A 21576-nucleotide genomic window follows, 5' to 3' on the forward strand; every position below is an offset into this window, starting at 1 on the left:
TTTCAGAGATAGAGAGAGCTCTCCGCTCTCTGAAACGAAATATGAACCGGCAGAGGCGCGTTACTGCGCGGTGGGAGCTGGCTGACTCTCCGTCGCCGAAGGTGCGCTGTCGACGCTTGTATCGCCATCAGCATGCCGGATGTAAATAATTTTTTGCGAGTCATTCTCACAATGACCAACTACCTGACCGCCGGCTTGACTCACCTGATCGTTAGGAACGATATCAAGCGTAAAACCTGACTCAGGCACGCCGTTATTGATGATTTTCTGCGAGATATCCGCTTTAACGCTCTCACAAGAGGCCTGTGCCGCCAGAGGAACAAGCACAAATAAGGCCGCGCCGAAAATTATCGTCTTTTTCATCTTATCACCCTTTTATTTGAACAAAGTCCTGGCTCATTGCCTGGCGTTATATCTTTCACCGTCGAAGAGGCTCGAAATCTATTGGGTTATGCCGCCAGGCAAGATGGTTACTTTAAAGCGTAGACTAAATTTCAGGGCGTAACAGGGCGGCCGGTCCGACGGTCAAGACAACGCGCGGTGTTGGCTTCCCAATAGGCGTTAACGTTATAGCTGGCGTTACATTTTTCCTCGCCGTCTATCGCTTTTTCAGTTTTATCGAATTCTTTCTCAACGCGGGTGTTAACCTTGTTACGCAAAGAGCGGGTTGAATTCCACTGCTCGCTGCTTTGACGCGCCGCTTCTTTGGACAAGGTATTATCCGATTCGATAATGACATGACGAGTATCCGCCTGCACGGCTGGCAACCAGGCTGCGGACGCCATCAACATGGACAGTGGGATCAAGGCCCGAATCAGGGAGGCAAAGGAGTGTTGGTTCATTTTTCACCTTGATAAATAGAATGCGCCTTCCAACTTTCTGGCTGCGGATGCGCATCGGGAAAGCCATTGGGCATAAATATAAAAAAACGTTATTACTATGGCAAATACTGCCGGTAATTACAAAACAACCCTTCACTGTGGGACGTAAATGAGAAGGAAACGGCCGGGAATATCTGGCGGCGCGCTGAAGTGTATCATTTTTATCGTCAATGGCTCCATAACCGCGGACAACCGCGCAACGGAAGGAAAGGGGACGTTGCGGCGCGAAGAGCGGCTTCGCGCCGCATGAGGTTTAATTTTCGCGATATACGTTCAGCCCGGCAAAGGATTGGCTGACCGGCATCATTTCCAATGAGTTAATATTGACGTGGACTGGCAGGGAGGCTACCCAGAATACCGCCTCGGCGACATCGTCGGGCGTAAGCGGGTTGGTCTTATCGTAGGTTTTATTCACTTTATTTTCGTCGCCCTTAAAGCGCACGGCGGAAAACTCCGTTCCCCCGACCAGCCCCGGCTCGATATTCGTGACGCGAACCTTGGTCCCGAACAAATCCGCCCGCAGGCCAAGGCTGAACTGCTGGACAAAGGCTTTAGTCGCGCCATATACGTTACCGCCGGCGTAAGGCCAGCTTCCGGCGACGGAGCCGATATTAATGATATGGCCGACATTGCGTTTGACCATCTCCGGTAACAGCGCGCGAGTCATAAAAACCAGCCCTTTGTTATTGGTATCGATCATCACATCCCAGTCATTCACATTGGCTTTATTGGCCGGCTCCAAACCCAGAGCCAACCCGGCATTATTCACCAGGACATCGATATTGCGCCATTCGGCGGGAAGGGAGGTTAACGCCTGATCGATTGATTGATGTTCGCGGACATCCAACTTTAAGGTATACAACGATGTTCCCAGCTCTTTTTTCAGCGCATCCAGACGTTCCTGACGGCGGCCGCACGCGATAACTTTGTGGCCCTCTTTGATAAATCTGCGAGTGATGGATTCACCGAATCCGGCCGTTGCACCGGTAACGAAAATTATCATTACTGTTTCCTCTGATGACTACGTTTATTCAATTAAGGGAAAAAGGCGACAAATCAGCCAGGGCAAAACGGCTGTTTGTGCTCGATGTCAGTTCAGTATAGATAAAGTAGGGCGAACAAACTGACTTTGATGAATACAACATTAACAGCTTGAAGATAACCTTCAAGCATTAAGCTTTACGCACCGTTAAAACGACACTATTCCCGAACAGGTAAAGTCCAGGGTTACCCGCGCTTGGCTAAAATGAATTTCGTAGAGTTCAATCTCATCACCGGCATGATCGATTATCGTTTGATAACCGGGATTTTTTTTAATAAAAAATTCACTTAAATCGTAGATAGTCAAATCGCTCTTTTTAACTATCACATTCATCGCTCTGACATGTTGATTTTCCGACAAGGGGATAGTTGTAAAAGCAACCCGGTTATTTTGCTTAAACTCTTTGACCTTCAGGTTATCTCTGAACGTCGAAAAATAGACGATGCCTTTTTTCGCCGTGTCGCAATAAAAGTTCACAATACGAACGTTCGGTCTATTTTCAATGCTGGTCGCTAAAGCCAACTCCCGCTGTTCCGTCATCAGGCGGTTGAATTGCTGTAAGAAGTCCATCTATTTCCTCCATATACTCAATGAAATTAACATGCGTTTCTTTATGACGTGAGTGTAGTAGACTAACCCTGACATCTGCGTGTCAGGGTTTATTTGCAAAGTAAAAAATAATTGGCAGAGCATCGACAGTGAAAATAGAACGCATCATCGCCATCATTATGCTGTTATTGGAAAGGGATAGAATCAGCGCTACGGTATTGGCAGAAATGTTCGAAGTCAGCATTCGCACCATATATCGGGATATTGATACCATCAATTTAGCCGGCATTCCCATTGTGACGTATCAGGGCGTTAATGGCGGCATCAGTATTATGGATAAATATAAAGTAAATAAACGATTATTCACCACCGATGATATATCAACGCTGCTAACCGGCTTGGGGAGCCTTTCGTCAGCGTTATCGGGTAAATCGCTCATTAATACGCTGGCTAAAATAGAAAGCCTGATCCCGCAGCAGCAGGCCGGGGAAATTAAGTTGAAAACCAGTCAGATTGCTATCGACCTGAGCCGCTGGATTGGCTCTCCCAACCTGCAAACGCACCTTGAAAAAATCAAACAGGCGTTGAATCAAAGCCTATTGCTGAATTTCAACTACTCCGATGGCAAAGGGAAAAAGAGTCAGCGGCAAATTGAGCCTTATCAATTGAGATTAAAAGAGGGGAATTGGTATGTTCATGGCTTTTGTCTTGCCAGGCAGGATTTCCGGCTATTCAAAATCTCCCGAATAACGCAGTTAAATATATCAGAGCAGGGCTTTACTCCCAGGCCGTTTGAACCTGGAACATTGGCGGGGAATATTGGATAGACAAACCATTAATTGCGGTGACGCTGCTACTGGATGAGTCCGTCAGGGATTTGATTTCCGAACGCTGCGATGAAGAGAATATTCAGCCCTATGAAGAGAGTAAACTGTTGGTAAATTTTCCCTTTATTGCCGATGAACAGGGATATCATTTTCTGCTTAGCCTCGGAGATAAATGCGAATGTCTGCAACCTGAATTCGTCCGTAATGAATTGATCGGCAGGGTTAAAAAAATGCTGGCGAACTATAATTAGCGGCAGAGAGAATAAATAAACGACCACCGGCAAGCGGCCGTTTATTTATCATGGGCGACGACGAATATTATTCGTCCTGATTATCCGCCTCTACGGCATCATACAACCGTTCCAGAATGTCAGGGAAGGCGGACTGTACGCGGTTCCAGCTTGGCACGAACGGTTTATCTCCGGGGCTTTCACTGTATACCTGACCAGAAATCGTAATCACGTCAGAAAACAGCTCAACGGCTGACTCCTCCGTATGCCGATCAAAATGTAATCCGTTCATTCGGGCATCATGTTCGAAAGCGTCAATCATATCCAGAGCCGTTCGATAGTAGGTCGCCCGCAGGATACGGAACGAATCCGTCGTGATATTCACCCCTAAAATTGCCAGCTTGCGGTATAGCGCTTTAGTGATATCGATGGCCATCCGCTGTAGACCGGTATTGGGATCGTCTTCCGACATCGGCTGATGTTTATGCTCGTAGTTGTCGGCAATATCCACCTGACAAATACGGCTGGTCGCCGTACCGCGATGTATTTCAGATAGCACGCCGATTTCCAGCCCCCAGTCGCTGGGAATACGCAGATTATTCAAAATATGGGTACGCATGGCGAACTCGCCCGACAGCGGGTAGCGGTAGCTGCGTATGTACTCCAGATAGTCCGAGTTGCCGTAAACCTTTTGCAGTGATTTGAGCAATGGGAAGACCAGCAGGCGGCCGACGCGGCCATTGAGCTTCCCGTCAGCGACGCGCGCATAGTAGCCTTTACAAAAGTCATAATGAAAATGCGGATTCGCTACGGGATAGAGCAGGCGGGCCAGCATACCGCGATTATAAGTGACAATGTCACAATCGTGCAGCGCCACACAGGCTGTCCGGCGTGACGCCAGCGTATAACCGACGCAAAACCACACGTTGCGTCCTTTGCCTGGCTCCGTGGGCGCCAGGGATTTATCCGCCAGCTCATCGCTTAATGCTTTCAGCCGGGGGCCGTCGTTCCACAAGATACGATGACGTTGCGGCAGGCGAGAAAAAAACTCGCGCGCGTATTGAAACTGTTCCCGATCGGCGCGATCCAGGCCGATGACGATTTCATTGAGATAAGGCACCTTGGATAACAGCTCGACAATATTATCCAGGGCCGGACCTTCCAGTTCGGAGAACAGAGAAGGAAGGATAAGCCCCATGCTGTTTTGCCCGGAAAACACCTGTAGTTCATACTCAAGCTCTTCCACATTTCTCTGGGTCAGATTATGGAAGTTGGTAATTATGCCGTCTTGATAAAATTCACTCATTATGTTCTCCCATGCCAATTAGATTTTATATGTCTAATATCACCAATAAACGTTAAGAAAATTAATCGCCAAGAAAATAATCGAGGCCTTCACTCCAGCCCGCCGGCCCCATGAACTGGGTACGATATAGTTTGCCGGCATAGCTTTCTGGCAAACCAACAGGTTGATTTCCTTTACCTTTAATCATCACTGCATTATCCATTGCACACAGCAGAGAGATATCATTCGGCCCATCGCCAAGACCAATAGTTAGCGCCGCCTTGCCGCTTTTATCCGAATACTGTTTTTTTATCCAGTCGGCGGCCTTGCCTTTACCGATGTCTTTTCCCATAACGTGATAAAAACGCCCGCCCTGGGTTAGTGATAATCCAACCTCCGTCAATGTTTGACGAAAGACGGCCAGAGAATCCGTATCGCCCAGCCACTGAATCGGCTCTGAGGCTTCACGCCGACGGGCAAGTTCAGCATCCTGCGCCGATAGCCCGGTTAATCCGGCGACTTCCGCGGCGTCCATGTCGGCGAATCCTCTAAAACGGAAGGCATGTTTTTCCCGCAATTGATTCAGTTGAGCGCAGATAAAAGGGTAGTCGGCGTTAAAAATTTTACGCGGGTAATCCGGATGCGAATGCCAATCCGTCGGCAACGCAATCAGCGCGCCATTTTCCGCGATATAAGGCAGATGGTTGAGACCGAGAGCGCATCGCAGTTGCTCCACTTCAGCCGTGGTTTTACTGGTTGTGATGATGACCGGGATCTTATTCTGAGCCAGTCGTTCCAGCCACGGACGCGCAGGTTCCCAACTGTATGTGTCATGATCAAGCAGCGAACCGTCGAGGTCGCTGAAGATCATCAGATTAGAACTCAATCTTGACATTGGCGCTCCATAGATTATTGGGGATAAACAGATAATAACGGTGAGTTTGCAGTATTGCGTTGCGTTGTCGTATCAAACTGATTTTTTCTATCAGTTTGATAATAAAATGAATTTAAACTATCGATTCTATTTTAACTGTATGCATAAATCGCTAATTACGCAAATTTATGCGGGTTCCATCACATGGTTACCGAGAGCGCCATCGCCGCCATAAAGATGATCAAATGGCTTTCGAAGGGGATGAAACGGCTATTCTTGCTGGAATAATGCCTGGATCTGCTTTGGTGAAACGGGTTTGGAGAAAAAATAGCCTTGAGCTTCATCACAGCCGAACTCTTTAAGCGTTAGCGCCGTTTCCTCATCCTCAACGCCTTCCGCAAGCACGGTATAATCCAACTCCTTAAGCATTACGATGATATTTTTTACGATAATTCGGCTACCGGTATCTGTCGTAATAAGGCTAATAAGGGAACGGTCGAGTTTGATAATATCAATAGGCATACGACGCAGGTAATTGATGTTGCTGTATCCTGCGCCAAAATCATCCAGAAGTATTTTAAACCCTCTCAGTTTGAGCATATTAAGTTCATGCAACGCGGTATCGCTTTCCAGTACCTTTTCGGTTTCTAAGCACTCGATGCGCAAGTCTGCCGGGGTGAGCGCAGATGCGAGTATGCGTTCCTCCAGCCGGTCGGCAAAACCAGGGTTGGATAAATCACTCACGGTTACATTAATAGAGATGGGAATATCGATGCCTGCTTTTCGCCATATTTTGAGTTGTTCAAGCGTTCTGAAAATCACCCAGTTTGTAATATTTCGCATCAGACTGGTTCTTTCCGCCAGGGCGACAATCGTTGTGGGAGAAATATTTCCTTTAACTGGGTGCTCCCAGCGCAGTAGCGCTTCTACACCTTCAATATGACCGTCGTGCAATGACACTTTGGGTTGATAAGCCAGATACAGCTGATCCCCGGATTTTACGGCTTCCCCCAGATCATACAGCAGCCTAAAGTCGTCGTTTCTTTTTTTATCTAATACAGGATCAAACTTTTGCACCGGGATGGCTTGCTTTATCGCTTCATGCAGCGCGCTTACCGCCTGGCGAAAAACCTCCGCGGTTGAAGCGGTGGCCGGTTTGAAAGAGACATAACCCGCATAGATGTGAAGCGTGATGTCAATATCGTTAGTAATTTTTGCGTGCGTCGGGGGTAAAACCGCTGCTTTTTGTAGAATATTCTCCATATTGCGCGATTTAACCAATAGGGCGTACCGTCCCACCGCGAAGGAATACAAAACAGTCTCTTTTTTCAGGTTAAGCCGAAGACGCAGCAATGAACTAAAATCTATTAGTATTTTCTCGACGGCGGCAAGCCCCAGGTATCGGGAAAGCTCATAAGCCTGCGGCATATCAATACAATCAAAAATGATCAAACTATAAGGATCGACGACGCGTTCTTCGGGTAGCTTTTCAATGTCATTGAGTAGCTGTCGTCTATTGGGCAATTCGGTCAATGCGTCAATACGGCTAATCGAGTATCGGGCTTCAAGATAAACGCTTCCCAGCTCGGCTATGCGCAGAAAGCTGTCAATGTCCTCCTGCGACGGAGTCAAAGGATTAGGATCAATGACGCACAGCGAGCCCAGCACAAACCCATCCTTGGTTTTTAATGGCGCGGCCGCATAAAACAAAATAGCGCCGTCTTTAACAAATTGATGATCTTTAAACCGTATATCGGCACGAGTATCCGGGCATATAATCGGATTGCCGGTATCCATCGCATGCCGGTACATGACCTCGGCCATCGGAACTTTTGCAAGCGGGAAGGGCACATTTTTTGCGAACTTAACGTCTTGATGCGCATCATCAAAAATAGTCACAAAATATCCCGATGTTCCCATAGCCTTGCTGGCCAGCCACGCAAATTCACCCAGGGCATGGTCTCTTGCTTGGTCTGCTGTTTTGAGTAATGCAAGCGTCGCTAGTTTTTTTGCTTCGTTTTTATTAAGACCAGTAAACATATCGGTTTTTACCCTCGTGGATAATTTTATTCGAATTTGCCCTGACAAGGGGAAAGATGTCTACCATATAAGGTAAGTGCCTATAAACATTCAGATCATCCTATAGATTATAGCAGCTTGGTGATGATTGGGATTAAGGCGGTTTTTATATGGGGTGTGTACGCAGTTGATTTATGAATTCTCGAGGCCTTTGTCAAAGCTAAGTTCAGATGTCCGGGGCCGGGCAAATTGAAATGTCCGCTGTGGGCCAGAACCGACCATTAATATCTTTATTTAGATGGCCAAAATCTGTGTTCTGCTACGATGACCTGATGCCAAAAAGTGGCTGTATCCAGGACATTTTCCCGATAAAGTAAAACCTAAGCCAGACTGATTTGCATGGAGTAAAAAATTAATAATGATGATTTACGATGTTTTTGGCAGGCACATAGGGGTTGAGCGTAAAGACGAGCGTTGGCTAGTTTATCGTGTTGATTTGACAGAGCGAAAATCATCCCGACTCTATGACGTCATCATTCCTGATGATCTTAGTGAAGCCGAAATCCTCGGCTGGTTGGATGATATTTTTCACGAAGCCGCTAACGCACGTCATCCTGAAGTAAGGAGGATTCAATAAGCCGTTGTGATAATCATCAGGCAACACCGGGCCAGAGCCCAGAATTGAGGCAGCATTACAGAAGCGAGTCCTGGATTCGGTAATCTTAACTTTAAATAAATATAGCTGTCAGGTTGTAAATGTTCGTATGGAATCCAGATTATCCATCACGATCTGGAGCATGGCACCGAAGAAGTGATGTTTGATTCAGCGCATCAATACGACCAATGACAGCACCGGGAATACCAGTTCCCGCCCATTCTTATCTTGGTACGCATAATGTATATTATGTTAAATAAACTTTATGGCAGCCTGACGCTGACACTGGACGTTGCTGGTTGGTCACTCCCCCCATTTTTAACTGAAGGCATTGCCTCATCGAACTATCCACGCGTCTTCCGATACCGTTCTGAATGCTAAGTGTGGGCCTTCGGTGCTCCTGAGATAGGAAGCAAAAAAGCAATCACATTGCAATTGCAAACCTGATAATCGCTGTCATCAGTATGACTATCTCAGTTTCGCAGGTAAAAACCGAAAGAAACCTCACGGTAAAGTTCGCACAATAGTGTTTGCTAAAGAGGCCGCGCGGCCGATATCTTCACTGCGGCCTTTTCAACATAACGAGTCGTACATTATGCGCACTAGATTTGGTTGAATGGCTCTTCCCTTCCCTATTTTACATATGACTGATTATTCAATAGATGGAAGATTACTTATCTTTTCCTTTTCACGTGTCAAAGCGCAGATAGAATATCTAGACTGGCCCCATAGATCACCAGACACTTCGACTCTCTTAAAATAAGAGGTAGTCTTGGAACTATGTTTAATACCAGTCAGAACGATAAGATGGTTGACGTGTTATCAGGGCCTGAACGGCGTCGCCGCCGTACTCCGCAGGAAAAAATTGCCATTATTCAGCAGACTATGGAACCCGGTATGACCGTGTCTCATGTCGCGCGCCTGCATGGCATCAATGCAAACCAGATATTCAAATGGCGCAAGCAATATGAAGACGGCTCGCTGACGGCTGTTGCATCGGGCGAGGAAGTGGTGCCGGCCTCCGAGCTCGCTGCCGCCAATAAGCAAATCCGCGAGCTCCAGCGCCTTCTGGGCAAAAAGACGATGGAAGCCGAGATCCTTAAAGAGGCCGTGGAGTTCGGTCGGGCAAAAAAATGGATAGCGCATGCGCCCTTGTTGCCCGGGGACGACGACTAACCGACGTCTGCCGGAGTATTGGTGTGTCGCGTGCGCAACTGAGCATCAGGGTTCACCGGCCATCTGACTGGCAGGATCACAGACGGCAGCCCCGTTCTGACGATACCACCGTATTGTCCCGGATAAACATGGCGGTGGCTGACCTGCCGACGTATGGTTATCGCCGTGTGTGGGCGCTGCTGCGACGGGAGTCAGAGCGGGACGGCCTGCCTGTGGTTAATGCGAAGCGGGTGTATCGCATTATGAGAACACATAATTTGCTTCTTGAACGTAAACCCGCTGCTCCTTGCCGTAAGCGGGCCCATAAGGGGCGCGGTAGCAGTAGCGGAAAGTAACCGGCGCTGGTGCTCAGATGGCTTTGAGTTCCGCTGTGATAATGGCGAAAAGCTGCGGGTGACCTTCGCGCAGGACTGCTGCGACAGGGAGATCATTGACTGGGCAGCGAGCACCGGAGGCTATGACAAAGAAACGGTGCAGGATGTCATGTTGGGTGCGGTGGAAAAACGCTTCGGAAGGCAGTTGCCAACAGAGTCGCTAGAGTGGCTGACGGATAATGGTTCAGCCTACAGGGCTCATGAAACGCGGGCGTTCGCCCGGTTGCTGGGACTGGAGCCTTGCACGACAGCAGTGCGAAGCCCGGAAAGCAACGGCATAGCAGAAAGCTTCGTGAAGACGATAAAACGGGACTACATCAGCATCATGCCGAAACCGGACAGCCAGGCAGCGGTGATGAATCTGGCGGTGGCGTTCAGTCATTACAACGAACATCATCCGCATAGTGCACTGGGATATCGCTCACCACGGGAATATATACGCAGGAAGTTATCGCAACCGTAAGAGAGCAAAAACGTCTGGATATATAGGGTCAAATCCAGTCGACAGCTTCAACAACTATCTTGAATTATCTAAAAAACTTTGCTATCCGCGTTAGTGACGATTTTTCATATGACGAAACATCAATTCACGGAATAGATTGGTCATCTAATTATTCCACTTCCGCCGGTAACGTTAAATGCATATCCGTGCCGTTACTAACTATGGGGATGACCGGGAGTTGGGAATATTTATCCGTAGAAACAATTTATCAAAATGCGAAAAGTCCTGATAAAAAGATTGCATTTGTAGATGGCGCTAATCATCTTTTTCAAACCTGCACTCAATGTGAAAAAAGCAAAGGACAATATGGGGATACGGCTAATACTCTATTCAACTATATAGACAAGTGGATATCTTTCCCTGGTAGGTTTGATAACTTTTAAGCAATTAATAATAACACCATAGATCCCCTTGAATAACACACCCTAGAATTGTTAGTCTAGGGCGATAAATAAGAGTTCATCGCCATTCGCCAGTCCCTCAGGGGCTTCGTCCATTTCTGCTATGCCGCCTGAATAGGCCGACACAGGAAAGATTTTCGCAGCGGCCTTTTCAACATTTGAATTTTGCTGTTTTGCTTAAAAACTATACTGAATGTTGCCGTCACGAGTGCGCCGAATCATCATAAGAATATTTTTGTCGATGCAGTTCCGAGGAGGCTTCACATCGCTAAAGCACCGTCTGTCCTCTTTCCCTTCCTCTTTATACCCATCTCCAAAATCGTATATGGTAATGAAAAATGGCCCTTCCTCTCCATTTGGAATGTTGTATTTCTTTCTGATTTCTCCTTGATTGTGCTGCCACCAATTAATTCTGGCTGCGTCGGTAAACGGCAATCTATCTACCAGAACCTGTGCGGTATTTCCGTCATAGTGCACGGCAATAATATTTATCGCCCGGTTATTCAGAAACAGGTAACATGCAACACTAAACAGAGCTACCAAAATTAACGCTATTAGCAATCGCATCACAGCCCACCTTCTATATTAATCACTGCTTCCATATTGGTAAGAAACGGATGAAAGCCAAATTTATTAAATCGTTGTAATACAAACCATATTTTAAAAAACTGAAACTGGTTGAATTTCTGTTTTCGAATATCATCAACATCCAAACCGAAATGGTCTTGACCTATGAACTTAACTCTGGCTTTCCAGCTTCTTTCTCCAACATCAAGGCTGAGTATATCTATCTTTGTGGCATGAACATCGTGAACGGTAATACCCATCCCGTTTATTTTATCGAATATAAATGAATCGAACTTTGGAAGTATTGTATCCCTAATAGCGGAATCAAGCTTATTCAGTTTGTCTTGCGGGTAGCCCCTATTGTCATAATCAATGAATAGATCAATAACTTCCTGTATAGCCAGTTTTGTGCTCTTTGATGAATTATCAGAAATAATTCGCTCCCTATATGCAGCGTTTAACTGCATATCAGTGAATGGAGTCCCTGATTTTCTTTGAAAGTGCTTTAGCATTTGATTGATTAAATACTTATACGGACCATAAAAGGAATAAAGAAGTGATGTAGCCTGCATTTCTTCAAATAATAACCTAGCACACTCCTGGATGCTGACTGCGTTGCCACGATGGACACCGCCATAAACCCCTGCAAATCTGGATTGTGGGTTATCAAATGCTGTTAGTCTGGTTAATGTGTAAGGGTCAACAACATTTGATACATTCGTCAACCCAAACTCTCCTTTTAATCTATCCTCAGAAATATCGCCATAGCGCATATCGTTAGCGCCGTAATCATTAAAACTTTTCTGTGTGGTGTATATCGTCTGTGGAAATCTGGTGATAATCATACCCGTTACTCCCTTAACTGATAGTTAATTAATCCATCTTTCCATAATACCTCAACAAAAAACGGGGTTCGAGGACCAGTGCAGTAAAAAAACACGTTGAGAAGCATCAAAAATCGAAATCATTAATCTCTTTTTTGCAGCTACGACCAGAACAGATCGATCATCCAGCACTCCCATCGTTGCTCTGATAACAGATAGCTAAGGGCTGCCCTGCTCCCAGGTTTCCTTGTTTCAGTCAAATAAGTTCCAACATTTCTAAGATGTCCTGCGGGTAAACAACCTCATGCGTTGTTCTTAGTTCTTCTGCATTCCACCAGTGATGATCGCTGATAACCTTTTTTTCATTACTGCTCCAACTGTCATTACTGATCTCATGGTTAGCCACCCGCACAACGTAAAACTTCTCCAGTGCTGCAACCATCTCACCGCTCGGTAATTTCATCTCGAAATTTCTTTGTGCAACGCACCGGCCAACATCTCTACGTACAATGCCGGTTTCTTCCATTAGCTCTCTGATAGCTGCTTGCTCGAATGATTCGCCTTGCTCGACACCGCCGCCTGGCGTAGCCCAGTATGATTTGCCCGCCAGAGCGTCCATACTGTGTGTAAACTTAAACAATAAAACCTGTCTTAAAGAATCGACAATCAAAAGTCTGGATGCTGGCCGGGATTTCACATTATCTCCTGTTTGCTGTTAAGGCGGGGGCAAACCAATAGAGGCAGCCTAATATTCTCAGGGAAATGTTATTATATTTCAATGGATTATTTGTGATTTTTTGACGGCACGCCGAGATTATACTTATACATCAACGTGCCATATGACGTGTTGCTGCTGTCTACGATTACGAATTAATTCAACTTATATTGAAGCGTGATTTCTGCTTTGAGCAGTTGTGATACCGGGCAACCGGCTTTAGCCTTTTGGATAATTTTATCGAAGGTGGCTTCATCAATGCCGGGTAATTTTACCGTGCTATTGAGCGCGATTTTGGTAATGGCGAAGCCGCCGTCGACTTTGTCCAGCGAAACATCGGCCGTTGTATCAATTGATTCCGGCGTATGGCCTTCTTCACCAAGCATCAGCGATAGCGCCATAGAAAAACAGCCGGCGTGCGCGGCGCCGATCAGTTCTTCCGGATTGGTGCCCGGTTTTCCCTCAAAGCGCGTGTTAAAACCATATGGCTGCTGTTGCAAAGCGCCGCTCTCGGTTGAGATAGTGCCTTTCCCTTGTTTGATGTTGCCTTCCCAATGTGCCTGCCCTTTCTTATGAATGGTCATGCTAGCTCCTTTAATCGCTTCGTATTGACGCCTTGACAGACGCCGCCGCCGTGACATTCAATGCTGTCACATCTCCCTTTAACCCTAGTTCACATTCGAAAGGAAAGCCAAACCAGGGGGTGTTTCAGTCTTTAATATCTGGCATGGCCTGGTATTTCTGCTTCATTTCTTTTATGAATTGCCATTCTTTTTCTAGGTTTATTGTACGATCTCGGTTCTGGCAGGCCGTCACGCATAATTTCCTGAGCGCGCCATCATTTTCCTTTACAATGACCATTCCAGCCATTAATCAGGTCGATACTTATGCCAAGACTGACGCAGAAAGACATGACGGAGCAAGAACAACGTCAACTTAAAACCTTGCTCGATCAGGAAAGAAAAAAACGCGGCCGTCCGCTGACCAATTCTGAAAACAATCACATCAAAGATGATTATATCGATAGTCTAATGAAAGAACGGGAAGCGGCAGCCAAACAGGCTCGGGCAGAGAAGAAAAAGAATAAATTCAAGCCCGATACTTCCGCTACCTATAGTTGGTCGTCCAATACCAATTGGCGGGGCCGTCGTTAAGAGTTGAATTTGGTTTACTCAGGCGCTAATCGCTATTATCACCTGAGTAAACAATTAGTTAGATGGTTTTTAATCCATCAAGTTCTTTGCTTGTCATCGACGGCGCAAACTCGATGATGTCATAGTTGGCGACCGCATTGAACGGATCTTCGGATAGTATCGATTCAAGAACCGAGCGCTCCATCGTTTTGGCAAAAATCACTCCGCCCGTACGCGGCACCTTTCTGCCGGAGGCAACGAACGCACCCTGCGCATAGTATTTTTTTAACCATGCGATATGCTCTTCCAGATGCGCTTCCACCGTTTCAATGGGTTGATGATAAGTAAGACTAATTATGAACATCGGTTATCCTTTCGCAATACAAAAAAGCGTTGCATATTAACGCAAAGAGCACGCCGTTGACATAGATAAAACCCGGCCGGTCGTCCCTTTCATCGTCGTTCGAATCTTGCTTATTCATCATCTATGCCGCAAATATTTACCAGTTTTGCCCCTTCTTTAAGCATTTGATTCGCCATCATTGGCACTAGAGTATAGCCTGTCGCAGATTACACACTATTTTCTGCCCTAGGTATCTATTACAAAAGGTCTCTTTTGCGTGACAAAATTATTTTTACGTAGCGGGAGTTTGGATGATTTTCTGGCTCTAGGTGAAAATGGACAGCCAGTTTATGCATCAGCACTTCAGTTACGGGAAACTTTACGTCTCAGAAAACAGCAACGGATTGCGGAATGTTTGGCTATCCCTCAACCCAACGAAAATGGCGATCGTATTGACTGGTATTCGCCAATTGCAGGCAAGATAACATCCTGGATCGCTGCAAGCGAAGATGAACGAGCCGCCGCGCTGAAACTATTGGAAACCTATCAATCCGCTGTGGCTGAAATTAGCCAGCGGGCGCAAAACGCGGAAAAACCCGGCCAGAAACTTTTTGGCGTGCTGTTGGCGAAAGCGATACAGTTCCCCGGACCGAATCACGTTTATCTGGTTGACGGTAAACCGGTCTTGACCTTTTGGGGATTTGTCAATCTTGATAAAAAATCCCGCGCCGACGCGCTAGATTGCTTGCGTCTGGTCGAGAAAGCGGCGGAACCAGCCCTCTCTCCTGTCTCTGCTTATGCTGAGCCTCCGGCCGAACCGGTAGCGCCAGAGCCGAAACCTGCGGTGAAACCAGAACCCATTCCTGAGCCTGAAGCCGTTGCGGCGGCGCCTCGCAACAGTCAATGGCGACGCTTGTGGTGGCTATTCCCCGCCGCCGCGCTGTTGGCGGTTTTAGCGCTACAGATCCGGGGATGGCTCTCACATCAGAACGAGGCGCCGGAGCCGCCGGCGTTGACCGCAGCGATAAAACCGGAAAAACGCGTGTTGCCGGCCTCTTCGACCACTCCTCAAGAAACAGAGCCGAAGCCGCAGGCGGAGAGCGATGCCGAGACGGTAGCGCCGCCAGAGGCTGAACCGCCCAAACCTGTTGCCGCGCCCACTGAAGCGGCTAATCCTGACGTTGCGCAGCCGGAGCCCGCTGCGGCGCCGGTCGAAACGCCTCCCCCGGCGGCGAATACCGAGCCTAAAGCGATCGCCGCTGAAGCCCCGGCCCCTGTTGAAACGCCCGCCGCGCCGCCCGCCAAGGCCAGTAAAGATGAATTGGTCATGCCTGCGGATGCGGTGAGAATGGGCTCGGTCAACTTCCTTAACGGAAACTGGCGCGTGTCGATAGACGCTAAAACCCCGGTTACCGGCCGGCCGCCGAGTCTGATATATCAGATTAAAAATGGCAGAGGAACGGCAAGAATTACTCATGGCGATGGCGTCACTTGCCGGACGGATATTGAAGCTGGGCTGATGAGTTCCGGTAACCTGGTCATCAATAGCCGATATAGAGCGCGATGCAGTGATAATACCCGATACCAGATGCCGGAAATCGTATGTAAACAAGGTACGGCAGGCGGCGCCGCAGAGTGTACCGGTCGCTATAACGCTGATGCGGTCTTCCCTATGACGATAAAGCGCGAGAGTAAATGATAATGCTGGCGACGATCACCGATTACAAACAGAAAATTACGCTTATTCAGGATAGCGGTATTCAATTTCTGGATTTTGCGTTGAAACCAGAATTATCTACGGACTTTCCTAATAAGTATGTACGAAAAAGCGCCAACGGCCCGCTGTTGCGCCTGGTCTATAACGAACAGACCGATAAATATTTGCTTCCGTCCCCGACGGGCGCTGCGCCAGAAGTGGTCAGGCCTGAGTTAAGCATCCCGCTGGCGCAGTCGCTGACGCTGCTGGAAAAAATCTGGTTGCCGCTGCCCTTTTTCCGTTTTAATCCGCCGCGCACTTTTATGGGCGGGCCGGATAACTGGGCGCGGATGCAAATTTTAGCGCTGGATACCCCGGATCAGGACGGCAATACCCATCGAATTTGTCTGGCCTTTGATACCAAGGTTTATCCCGAAGGACATGAGTATGAATCCCTGGCGCCCAACGTCAATGACATCAAAACCGGCGGCAGCTTCGCGTTGGCCTATCGCAGCGACGAACTGGGCGAGTTTCTTGACCTGACCTGGGTGGACGGCTGGCTGCGTGAAGTCTTTACTCAGCAGGCGGTCAGGCTGGAAAAGCGTAGCGCCGGGGAGATCAAGGCCGCGCTGCGGGGATTTGAGTATCAGGCTCATTACATGAACTTGCTGGATATGCTGGGCAATCAACTGTCCGTGCCGGAAATACGCATTAATGCCAGTACGCTCCAGGAGCCTGCCGTCAACGTCGATTTGATACTGGACGTCGGCAACTCACACACTTGCGGTATTCTGGTTGAAGACCATCCTGATGAGAGCAACGGTTTAAAGCAGACTTACGAACTGAAATTGCGCGATCTGAGCGAACCGCACTACCTGTATAACGAATTGTTTGAAAGCCGGGTTGAGTTTGCGCAAGCTAAATTCGGCAAGCAAAATTTCTCCATTGAAAGCGGCCGCGATGACGCCTTTATCTGGCCTTCGATTGTCCGGGTCGGCCGTGAAGCCAGCCGAATGGCGTTACTGCGTCAGGGTTCCGATGGCTCGACCGGTATTTCCAGCCCGCGTCGTTATCTGTGGGATGAAGAGAGCTATGCGCCCGGCTGGCGTTTCAGTCCATCGTCCGAAGTGAATGGTACGAGCGAACCGCTGGCGACGGCGATGCCGCTGACTATTCTGCTGGATGACGAAGGGCAGCCGCTGTACAACCAGCCGTTGGAAGATCGTTTACCGGTTTTTTCCCCGCACTACAGCCGCAGTTCAGTCATGACGTTTATGCTGTCTGAACTGTTGTTGCAGGCGCTGATGCAGATGAACAGCGCCGCCCAGCGTCTGAAAATGGTCCATTCCACGGCGCCGCGTCAGCTGCGCAACATCATCCTTACCCTGCCCTCTGCGATGCCGAAGCCAGAGCGCGAGATATTTCGCCGCCGGATGCATGAGGCGATTGGTTTGGTCTGGAAATCAATGGGCTGGCATCCGTTAGATGACGATTTCACCACGCCGCAAGACAAACAAAAAAGCAGCGTTCCGGTGCCGGAAGTCCAAATCGAGTGGGATGAAGCGACCTGCGGACAAATGGTGTATCTGTACAATGAGGCGCAGGTCAATTTTGGCGGGCGCGCCGAAGACTTTTTCGCCAGCATGGCCCGCCCGGATAAAGAGCTGTCGGAGAATGAGCCCGCCGGAAAAACCCTGCGCATTGCGTCGATTGATATCGGCGGCGGAACAACCGACCTGGCGATCACGCAATATTTGCTGGATGACGGCATCGGCAATAACGTCAAGATCATTCCGCGTCTGTTGTTCCGCGAGGGGTTCAAGGTAGCGGGCGACGATATCCTGCTGGACGTCATCCAACTATATGTTTTACCGGCGCTACAGGCCGAGTTGAAAACCGCCGGTCTGGCCAACGCCGATGAGCTGATGGCTAAACTGTTTGGCAACGAAGGACGAATCGACGGACAGTTGACGTTACGCCAGCAGGTCACGTTGCAGATTTTCATCCCGATTGGCCGGTCGATTCTGGAAGCCTATGAAAGTTTCGATCCGCTGGATATCAGCGCCGAAATTGAATCAACCTTTGGCGAGCTGCTGGCGCAACATCCAACGCCCAAGGTGCTGGAGTACATCAATACCGAGGTTCTGCGCGAACTGCCGGCCGACAGCAGCCCGTTCGATATTTTACAGGTGCCGCTGATCCTCAAACTAAGCAAACTGCATGGGGAATTTTTATCCAACCGGATGAACATCACCCAGAATCTGCGGTTAATGTCCGAGGTTGTCTCGCTCTATTCCTGCGACGTGCTGTTGCTAACCGGACGCCCTTCCCGTTTTCCTGGCATTCAGGCATTGTTCCGGCATCTACAGCCGCTGCCGATTAACCGTATGCTGTCGCTGGATGGTTATCACACCAACGATTGGTATCCGTTCAATAAGCGCGGCCGCATTGATAATCCGAAGTCTACCGCCGCGGTTGGCGCCATGCTCTGCCTGTTGGCCCTCGATCTGCGGCTACCGGGGTTCTATTTTAAGGTCGGCGATTTCCAGCCTTATTCCACCGTGCGCTACCTCGGCATGATGGACGGCAATAACGCGCTAACCACGGACAACGTTTATTACAACGATATCGATCTGGACGATCCCGCTTTTGAGCTTAATCCTAACGCCAGTTTCCAAATTCGCGGCTCCCTTTGTTTGGGATTCCGCCAGCTTGATAACGAACGCTGGCCGGCATCGCCCCTCTATACCCTGTCGATCGTCGATCAGGAATTGGCAAGAAAAGTGGTCGGCGACAGTATCCTGCGCGTCAGGCTGGCCGTGACCAGAGACGATGATCGGGATAGCCCGGAACGCTTTGAAATAGCCGATGCCGTGCTTGACGACGGCAGCCGCGTGCCTCCTCAACATTTGCGCCTCAAACTGAACACATTAGCCGCTAACGGCTCAGGAGCAACCCATTATTGGATCGATAGTGGGAGTGTATTTAGAAAATGAAACCATTAACGCCAAAACAACTGTCAAGCCGACTCAATAGCCAGCTACAGGCCGTAGCGCAAGGCGTTGATCGGGCGATAGACTGGATCGAAAACACCCGGCAAAATGCGCCGCGGCTGGATATTGAGGCCGACAGGCTGATTGTTAAACTTCGCCGCAATCGCAACAAGGCAAAACACCTGTCCGATGTGGCGTTGAAAGATATCGCCATTGGTTTCTTTGGCCTGGCGCAGGCGGGGAAATCTTACTTAATCTCATCATTGGCCGGCGGTGAAAACGGTAAGCTGGAAACGTTTTTTGAAGGACAACAAATTGATTTTCTTACCCATATCAATCCAACCAACCAGCCTGCCGCGTTGGTCACCCGTTTCAGCCGCCAGTCGGGGGTAAAAAACCAATCCTTCCCTGTTCAGCTGTTGCTGCTCAGTGAGGCGGATATCGGCAAAATTATCGCCAATGCTTTTCTATACGATCTCAATCAGGAAAACGCGTTCGAGGAATTGGACGAGCAGCTCATTGATGAACATCTGAGAACATTGCTGATGCATCGTCAGCCGGAACCGGTCGACGGCATGACTTCTGATGAAGTCGTCGCCCTGTGGGATTATCTGGCTCGCCATGATGCAAAGCGGCAAAAACAATTGGAGACGCATTTCTGGCCTGTAGCGGTAGAACTGGCGCCATACCTCGGCGTTGACGATCGTGCGCAGCTGTTCTCGGTGCTCTGGGGCAATAATCATGCGCTGACGGCGGCTTACCGTCAGTTTTCCCATACGTTGCAACACCTCTCCGGCGCGCATAAGGTATTGGCTCCGCTTCGGGTATTAGTCGATGAGGCGCTGCATCCCGTAAATAGCATCATTCACGGCGCCGCGTTGGCGCGTATGAATTCGGCTTACGATCCCGGCGTTTTGGTTCGCCCGATATTGAATAGCCGGGCGGGCAAAGCGGTCGAGCTTTCGCAGGCTGAATTGGCTATGCTGACCGCTGAACTGCTGATCCCTTTGCATTCCCCGCCTCGTGAAACTTTGTTTGAACAGGTCGATATCCTGGATTTCCCCGGTTTCGGCGACCCGTCGGAAGAGGACGGCGAGCAAACGGAAGGACAAGTAAAAAACGAGACGCATCCCCTGGCGCGCACGCTGTTGCGGGCCAAGCGCGCTTATCTGCTTGAGCGCTATACCGATAATCAGGAAATGAATCTGCTGATGGTATGCACCGCCGCCGGCAAGCGCTCTGATGTAAAAGTCGTAGGTAAGGCGCTGGATCACTGGGTTAAACAAATGCAGGGAGAGAATGCCCAGATCCGCAGCCGCCGTAAACCAGGGCTTATCTGGGCGGTCACCAAGTTTGATCGGCGCATCACCCACGGGCAAAACCATGACGCGGCGGTACAACGTTATGTCGGTAATCCTGGCGATGCCTGGGGGACGATGCTGGCAATGGACAAACGGGGCGTCAGCCGGATGGCGGCCTGGCTGGGAACGGAAGTGCACCGTGAAGTGAAACTGGGCCGTATCAATGAACAGCTCAACGAAATACAGCGGGAGATGGGCGATAATCTGCTGGGAAGTTGGTATCAGCCGACGGAGACCGACGACCCGGCTAAAAAACAGCAAATCGCCGAAACGCTGCTCAAGTCGTTACAAACCCGCACCGGCGTGCATGGCGAATTGCTGGAGCGCCTGTTGCCTTCACGCGATGAACTGTGGCGCCTCTATCTGCAACAGCAGGGACAACCGGGGTTCGGCAACTACCATCAGGAAGCGGAGGAACTCAGCGTACCGCTAACGGGGAACGATCCCTTTGGCATCGGGATCGAAATCGATCTATTTGCCGATGAACCCATCGACGTGGATCAACCCGTTTCTCCCGTCCAGGAGATGGATCATGGTTACGAGGCGGAGTATGCGCACAATGTTTATCGGTATTGGATAAACCATTTACGCAGTCTGCCGGAAAACGGCCCGCTGGTGGAGCTGTTGGGCGTAACCAAAGCCACCATAGAGATGCTGGTGGAAGAGCTAATCACCGCGAGCATTCGCATGGGTATCGAAGATGCGCTGATCGCTATGCTGGTGGATGCGGAACAGCTGGGCGTGCATCGTGAAAGTAAGGCTGACCGCCAGGTTTCCCGTGTTCTCACCGTATTGGGTGACTTCGTCGCCTGGCTGGGGTTCCAGCAGATGGATGAGACGCTGCGCCCCGCCAGCCGTATCAATCGCGGCCATAAAATTTTCGCCAAGCCGGAAAAGCAGGCGGTGAGTTGGGGAGCGTCGCAGCGCCTGACCAAGATTTCATTAACGCCAACCAACAATACGGCCTTTTATATCTATGACTGGCTGGTCGGCCTTAATGAGATGATTATTCAAAACACGGGATATTCCGCCGGACGCGAAGTCAGTGCGGAACAGCGTGAGCAGTTAGGCGCTATCTTGAGTTTGATCAAGCCCGACGCGAAGTAATCTTTTGATTATCCCCGGTTAA

General features: G+C 49.1%; 19 protein-coding genes and 1 pseudogene. 8 read left to right on the forward strand and 12 right to left on the reverse strand.

The genetic code is table 11. The features are described 5' to 3' along the window. Nucleotides 1–60: 60 nt before the first annotated feature. The 4 genes from HC231_RS10975 to HC231_RS10990 all read right to left on the reverse strand — a co-directional run bounded on the left by HC231_RS10975 (nt 61) and on the right by HC231_RS10990 (nt 2493). Nucleotides 61–363 carry a DUF1161 domain-containing protein gene (locus HC231_RS10975; protein ID WP_208231001.1) on the reverse strand — a complete coding sequence of 101 codons (303 nt, stop codon included), beginning with the start codon at nt 361–363 and terminating at the stop codon, nt 61–63. Nucleotides 364–494: 131 nt separating this feature from the next. Further along, complete coding sequence (locus HC231_RS10980) at nt 495–842, reverse strand: DUF1283 family protein (RefSeq protein ID WP_208231002.1); 348 nt, start codon at nt 840–842, stop codon at nt 495–497. 292 nt (nt 843–1134) lie between these two features. Beyond that, on the reverse strand, nt 1135–1884 hold the full coding sequence (gene ydfG / locus HC231_RS10985) for a bifunctional NADP-dependent 3-hydroxy acid dehydrogenase/3-hydroxypropionate dehydrogenase YdfG (protein ID WP_208231003.1): 750 nt from the start codon (nt 1882–1884) through the stop codon (nt 1135–1137). A gap of 186 nt (nt 1885–2070) precedes the next feature. Beyond that, complete coding sequence (locus HC231_RS10990) at nt 2071–2493, reverse strand: pyridoxamine 5'-phosphate oxidase family protein (protein WP_208231004.1); 423 nt, start codon at nt 2491–2493, stop codon at nt 2071–2073. A gap of 128 nt (nt 2494–2621) precedes the next feature. Between HC231_RS10990 and HC231_RS10995 the strand changes: the two genes are divergently transcribed. Next, nucleotides 2622–3299, forward strand: coding sequence for a helix-turn-helix transcriptional regulator (locus HC231_RS10995; RefSeq protein WP_208231005.1), 678 nt, complete (start codon nt 2622–2624; stop codon nt 3297–3299). 17 nt (nt 3300–3316) lie between these two features. Beyond that, the gene (locus HC231_RS24125) at nt 3317–3550 is read left to right on the forward strand and encodes a WCX domain-containing protein (protein WP_208231006.1); all 234 of its coding nucleotides are present in this window, start codon (nt 3317–3319) and stop codon (nt 3548–3550) included. A gap of 67 nt (nt 3551–3617) precedes the next feature. Here the strand turns inward: HC231_RS24125 and HC231_RS11005 are convergent, their stop codons facing one another. The 3 genes from HC231_RS11005 to HC231_RS11015 form a co-directional block, all read right to left on the reverse strand. Further along, nucleotides 3618–4835 (reverse strand): glycosyltransferase family protein, encoded by a 1218-nt coding sequence (locus HC231_RS11005; RefSeq protein WP_208231007.1) that lies wholly within the window; start codon nt 4833–4835, stop codon nt 3618–3620. A 61-nt stretch (nt 4836–4896) separates the two neighbouring features. Continuing rightward, nucleotides 4897–5709, reverse strand: coding sequence for a mannosyl-3-phosphoglycerate phosphatase-related protein (locus HC231_RS11010; RefSeq protein WP_208231008.1), 813 nt, complete (start codon nt 5707–5709; stop codon nt 4897–4899). A 249-nt stretch (nt 5710–5958) separates the two neighbouring features. Beyond that, nucleotides 5959–7728 carry an EAL domain-containing protein gene (locus HC231_RS11015; protein ID WP_208231009.1) on the reverse strand — a complete coding sequence of 590 codons (1770 nt, stop codon included), beginning with the start codon at nt 7726–7728 and terminating at the stop codon, nt 5959–5961. A 397-nt stretch (nt 7729–8125) separates the two neighbouring features. Between HC231_RS11015 and HC231_RS11020 the strand changes: the two genes are divergently transcribed. Both HC231_RS11020 and HC231_RS11025 read left to right on the forward strand, forming a co-directional pair. Continuing rightward, nucleotides 8126–8344, forward strand: coding sequence for a DUF7661 family protein (locus HC231_RS11020; RefSeq protein WP_208231010.1), 219 nt, complete (start codon nt 8126–8128; stop codon nt 8342–8344). 825 nt (nt 8345–9169) lie between these two features. Next, nucleotides 9170–10375, forward strand: a pseudogene (locus HC231_RS11025) (IS3 family transposase). Nucleotides 10376–10992: 617 nt separating this feature from the next. Here HC231_RS11025 and HC231_RS11030 read toward each other — a convergent pair. The 4 genes from HC231_RS11030 to HC231_RS11045 all read right to left on the reverse strand — a co-directional run bounded on the left by HC231_RS11030 (nt 10993) and on the right by HC231_RS11045 (nt 13505). Continuing rightward, entirely contained in the window at nt 10993–11382 is a 390-nt protein-coding gene (locus tag HC231_RS11030) for a DUF943 family protein (protein ID WP_208231011.1), read from the reverse strand. Then, nucleotides 11382–12227: a DUF3289 family protein gene (locus tag HC231_RS11035; protein ID WP_208231012.1), complete on the reverse strand. Its 846-nt coding sequence runs from the start codon at nt 12225–12227 to the stop codon at nt 11382–11384. The genes HC231_RS11030 and HC231_RS11035 overlap by 1 nt, the downstream gene beginning before the upstream one ends. A gap of 235 nt (nt 12228–12462) precedes the next feature. Next, nucleotides 12463–12903 carry an NUDIX hydrolase gene (locus tag HC231_RS11040; RefSeq protein WP_208231013.1) on the reverse strand — a complete coding sequence of 147 codons (441 nt, stop codon included), beginning with the start codon at nt 12901–12903 and terminating at the stop codon, nt 12463–12465. Nucleotides 12904–13076: 173 nt separating this feature from the next. Further along, complete coding sequence (locus HC231_RS11045; protein WP_208231014.1) at nt 13077–13505, reverse strand: OsmC family protein; 429 nt, start codon at nt 13503–13505, stop codon at nt 13077–13079. Between the two features lie 297 nt (nt 13506–13802). Here HC231_RS11045 and HC231_RS11050 point away from each other — a divergent pair, with 297 nt between their 5' ends. Beyond that, nucleotides 13803–14075: a YjbD family protein gene (locus tag HC231_RS11050; protein WP_246494825.1), complete on the forward strand. Its 273-nt coding sequence runs from the start codon at nt 13803–13805 to the stop codon at nt 14073–14075. A 58-nt stretch (nt 14076–14133) separates the two neighbouring features. Here HC231_RS11050 and HC231_RS11055 read toward each other — a convergent pair whose 3' ends face one another. Beyond that, complete coding sequence (locus HC231_RS11055; protein WP_208231016.1) at nt 14134–14418, reverse strand: YciI family protein; 285 nt, start codon at nt 14416–14418, stop codon at nt 14134–14136. Nucleotides 14419–14674: 256 nt separating this feature from the next. On the opposite strand from HC231_RS11055, the gene HC231_RS11060 reads away from it, so the two are divergent. The 3 genes from HC231_RS11060 to HC231_RS11070 are packed head-to-tail and all read left to right on the forward strand — an operon-like array spanning nt 14675 to nt 21554. Further along, entirely contained in the window at nt 14675–16096 is a 1422-nt protein-coding gene (locus tag HC231_RS11060) for an SrfA family protein (protein ID WP_208231017.1), read from the forward strand. 2 nt (nt 16097–16098) lie between these two features. Then, entirely contained in the window at nt 16099–19089 is a 2991-nt protein-coding gene (locus HC231_RS11065) for a virulence factor SrfB (RefSeq protein WP_208231018.1), read from the forward strand. Beyond that, nucleotides 19086–21554 (forward strand): putative virulence factor, encoded by a 2469-nt coding sequence (locus tag HC231_RS11070; protein ID WP_208231019.1) that lies wholly within the window; start codon nt 19086–19088, stop codon nt 21552–21554. The genes HC231_RS11065 and HC231_RS11070 overlap by 4 nt, the downstream gene beginning before the upstream one ends. Nucleotides 21555–21576 lie beyond the last annotated feature (22 nt).

Source organism: Brenneria izadpanahii (assembly GCF_017569925.1).
Lineage (GTDB): Bacteria > Pseudomonadota > Gammaproteobacteria > Enterobacterales > Enterobacteriaceae > Brenneria > Brenneria izadpanahii.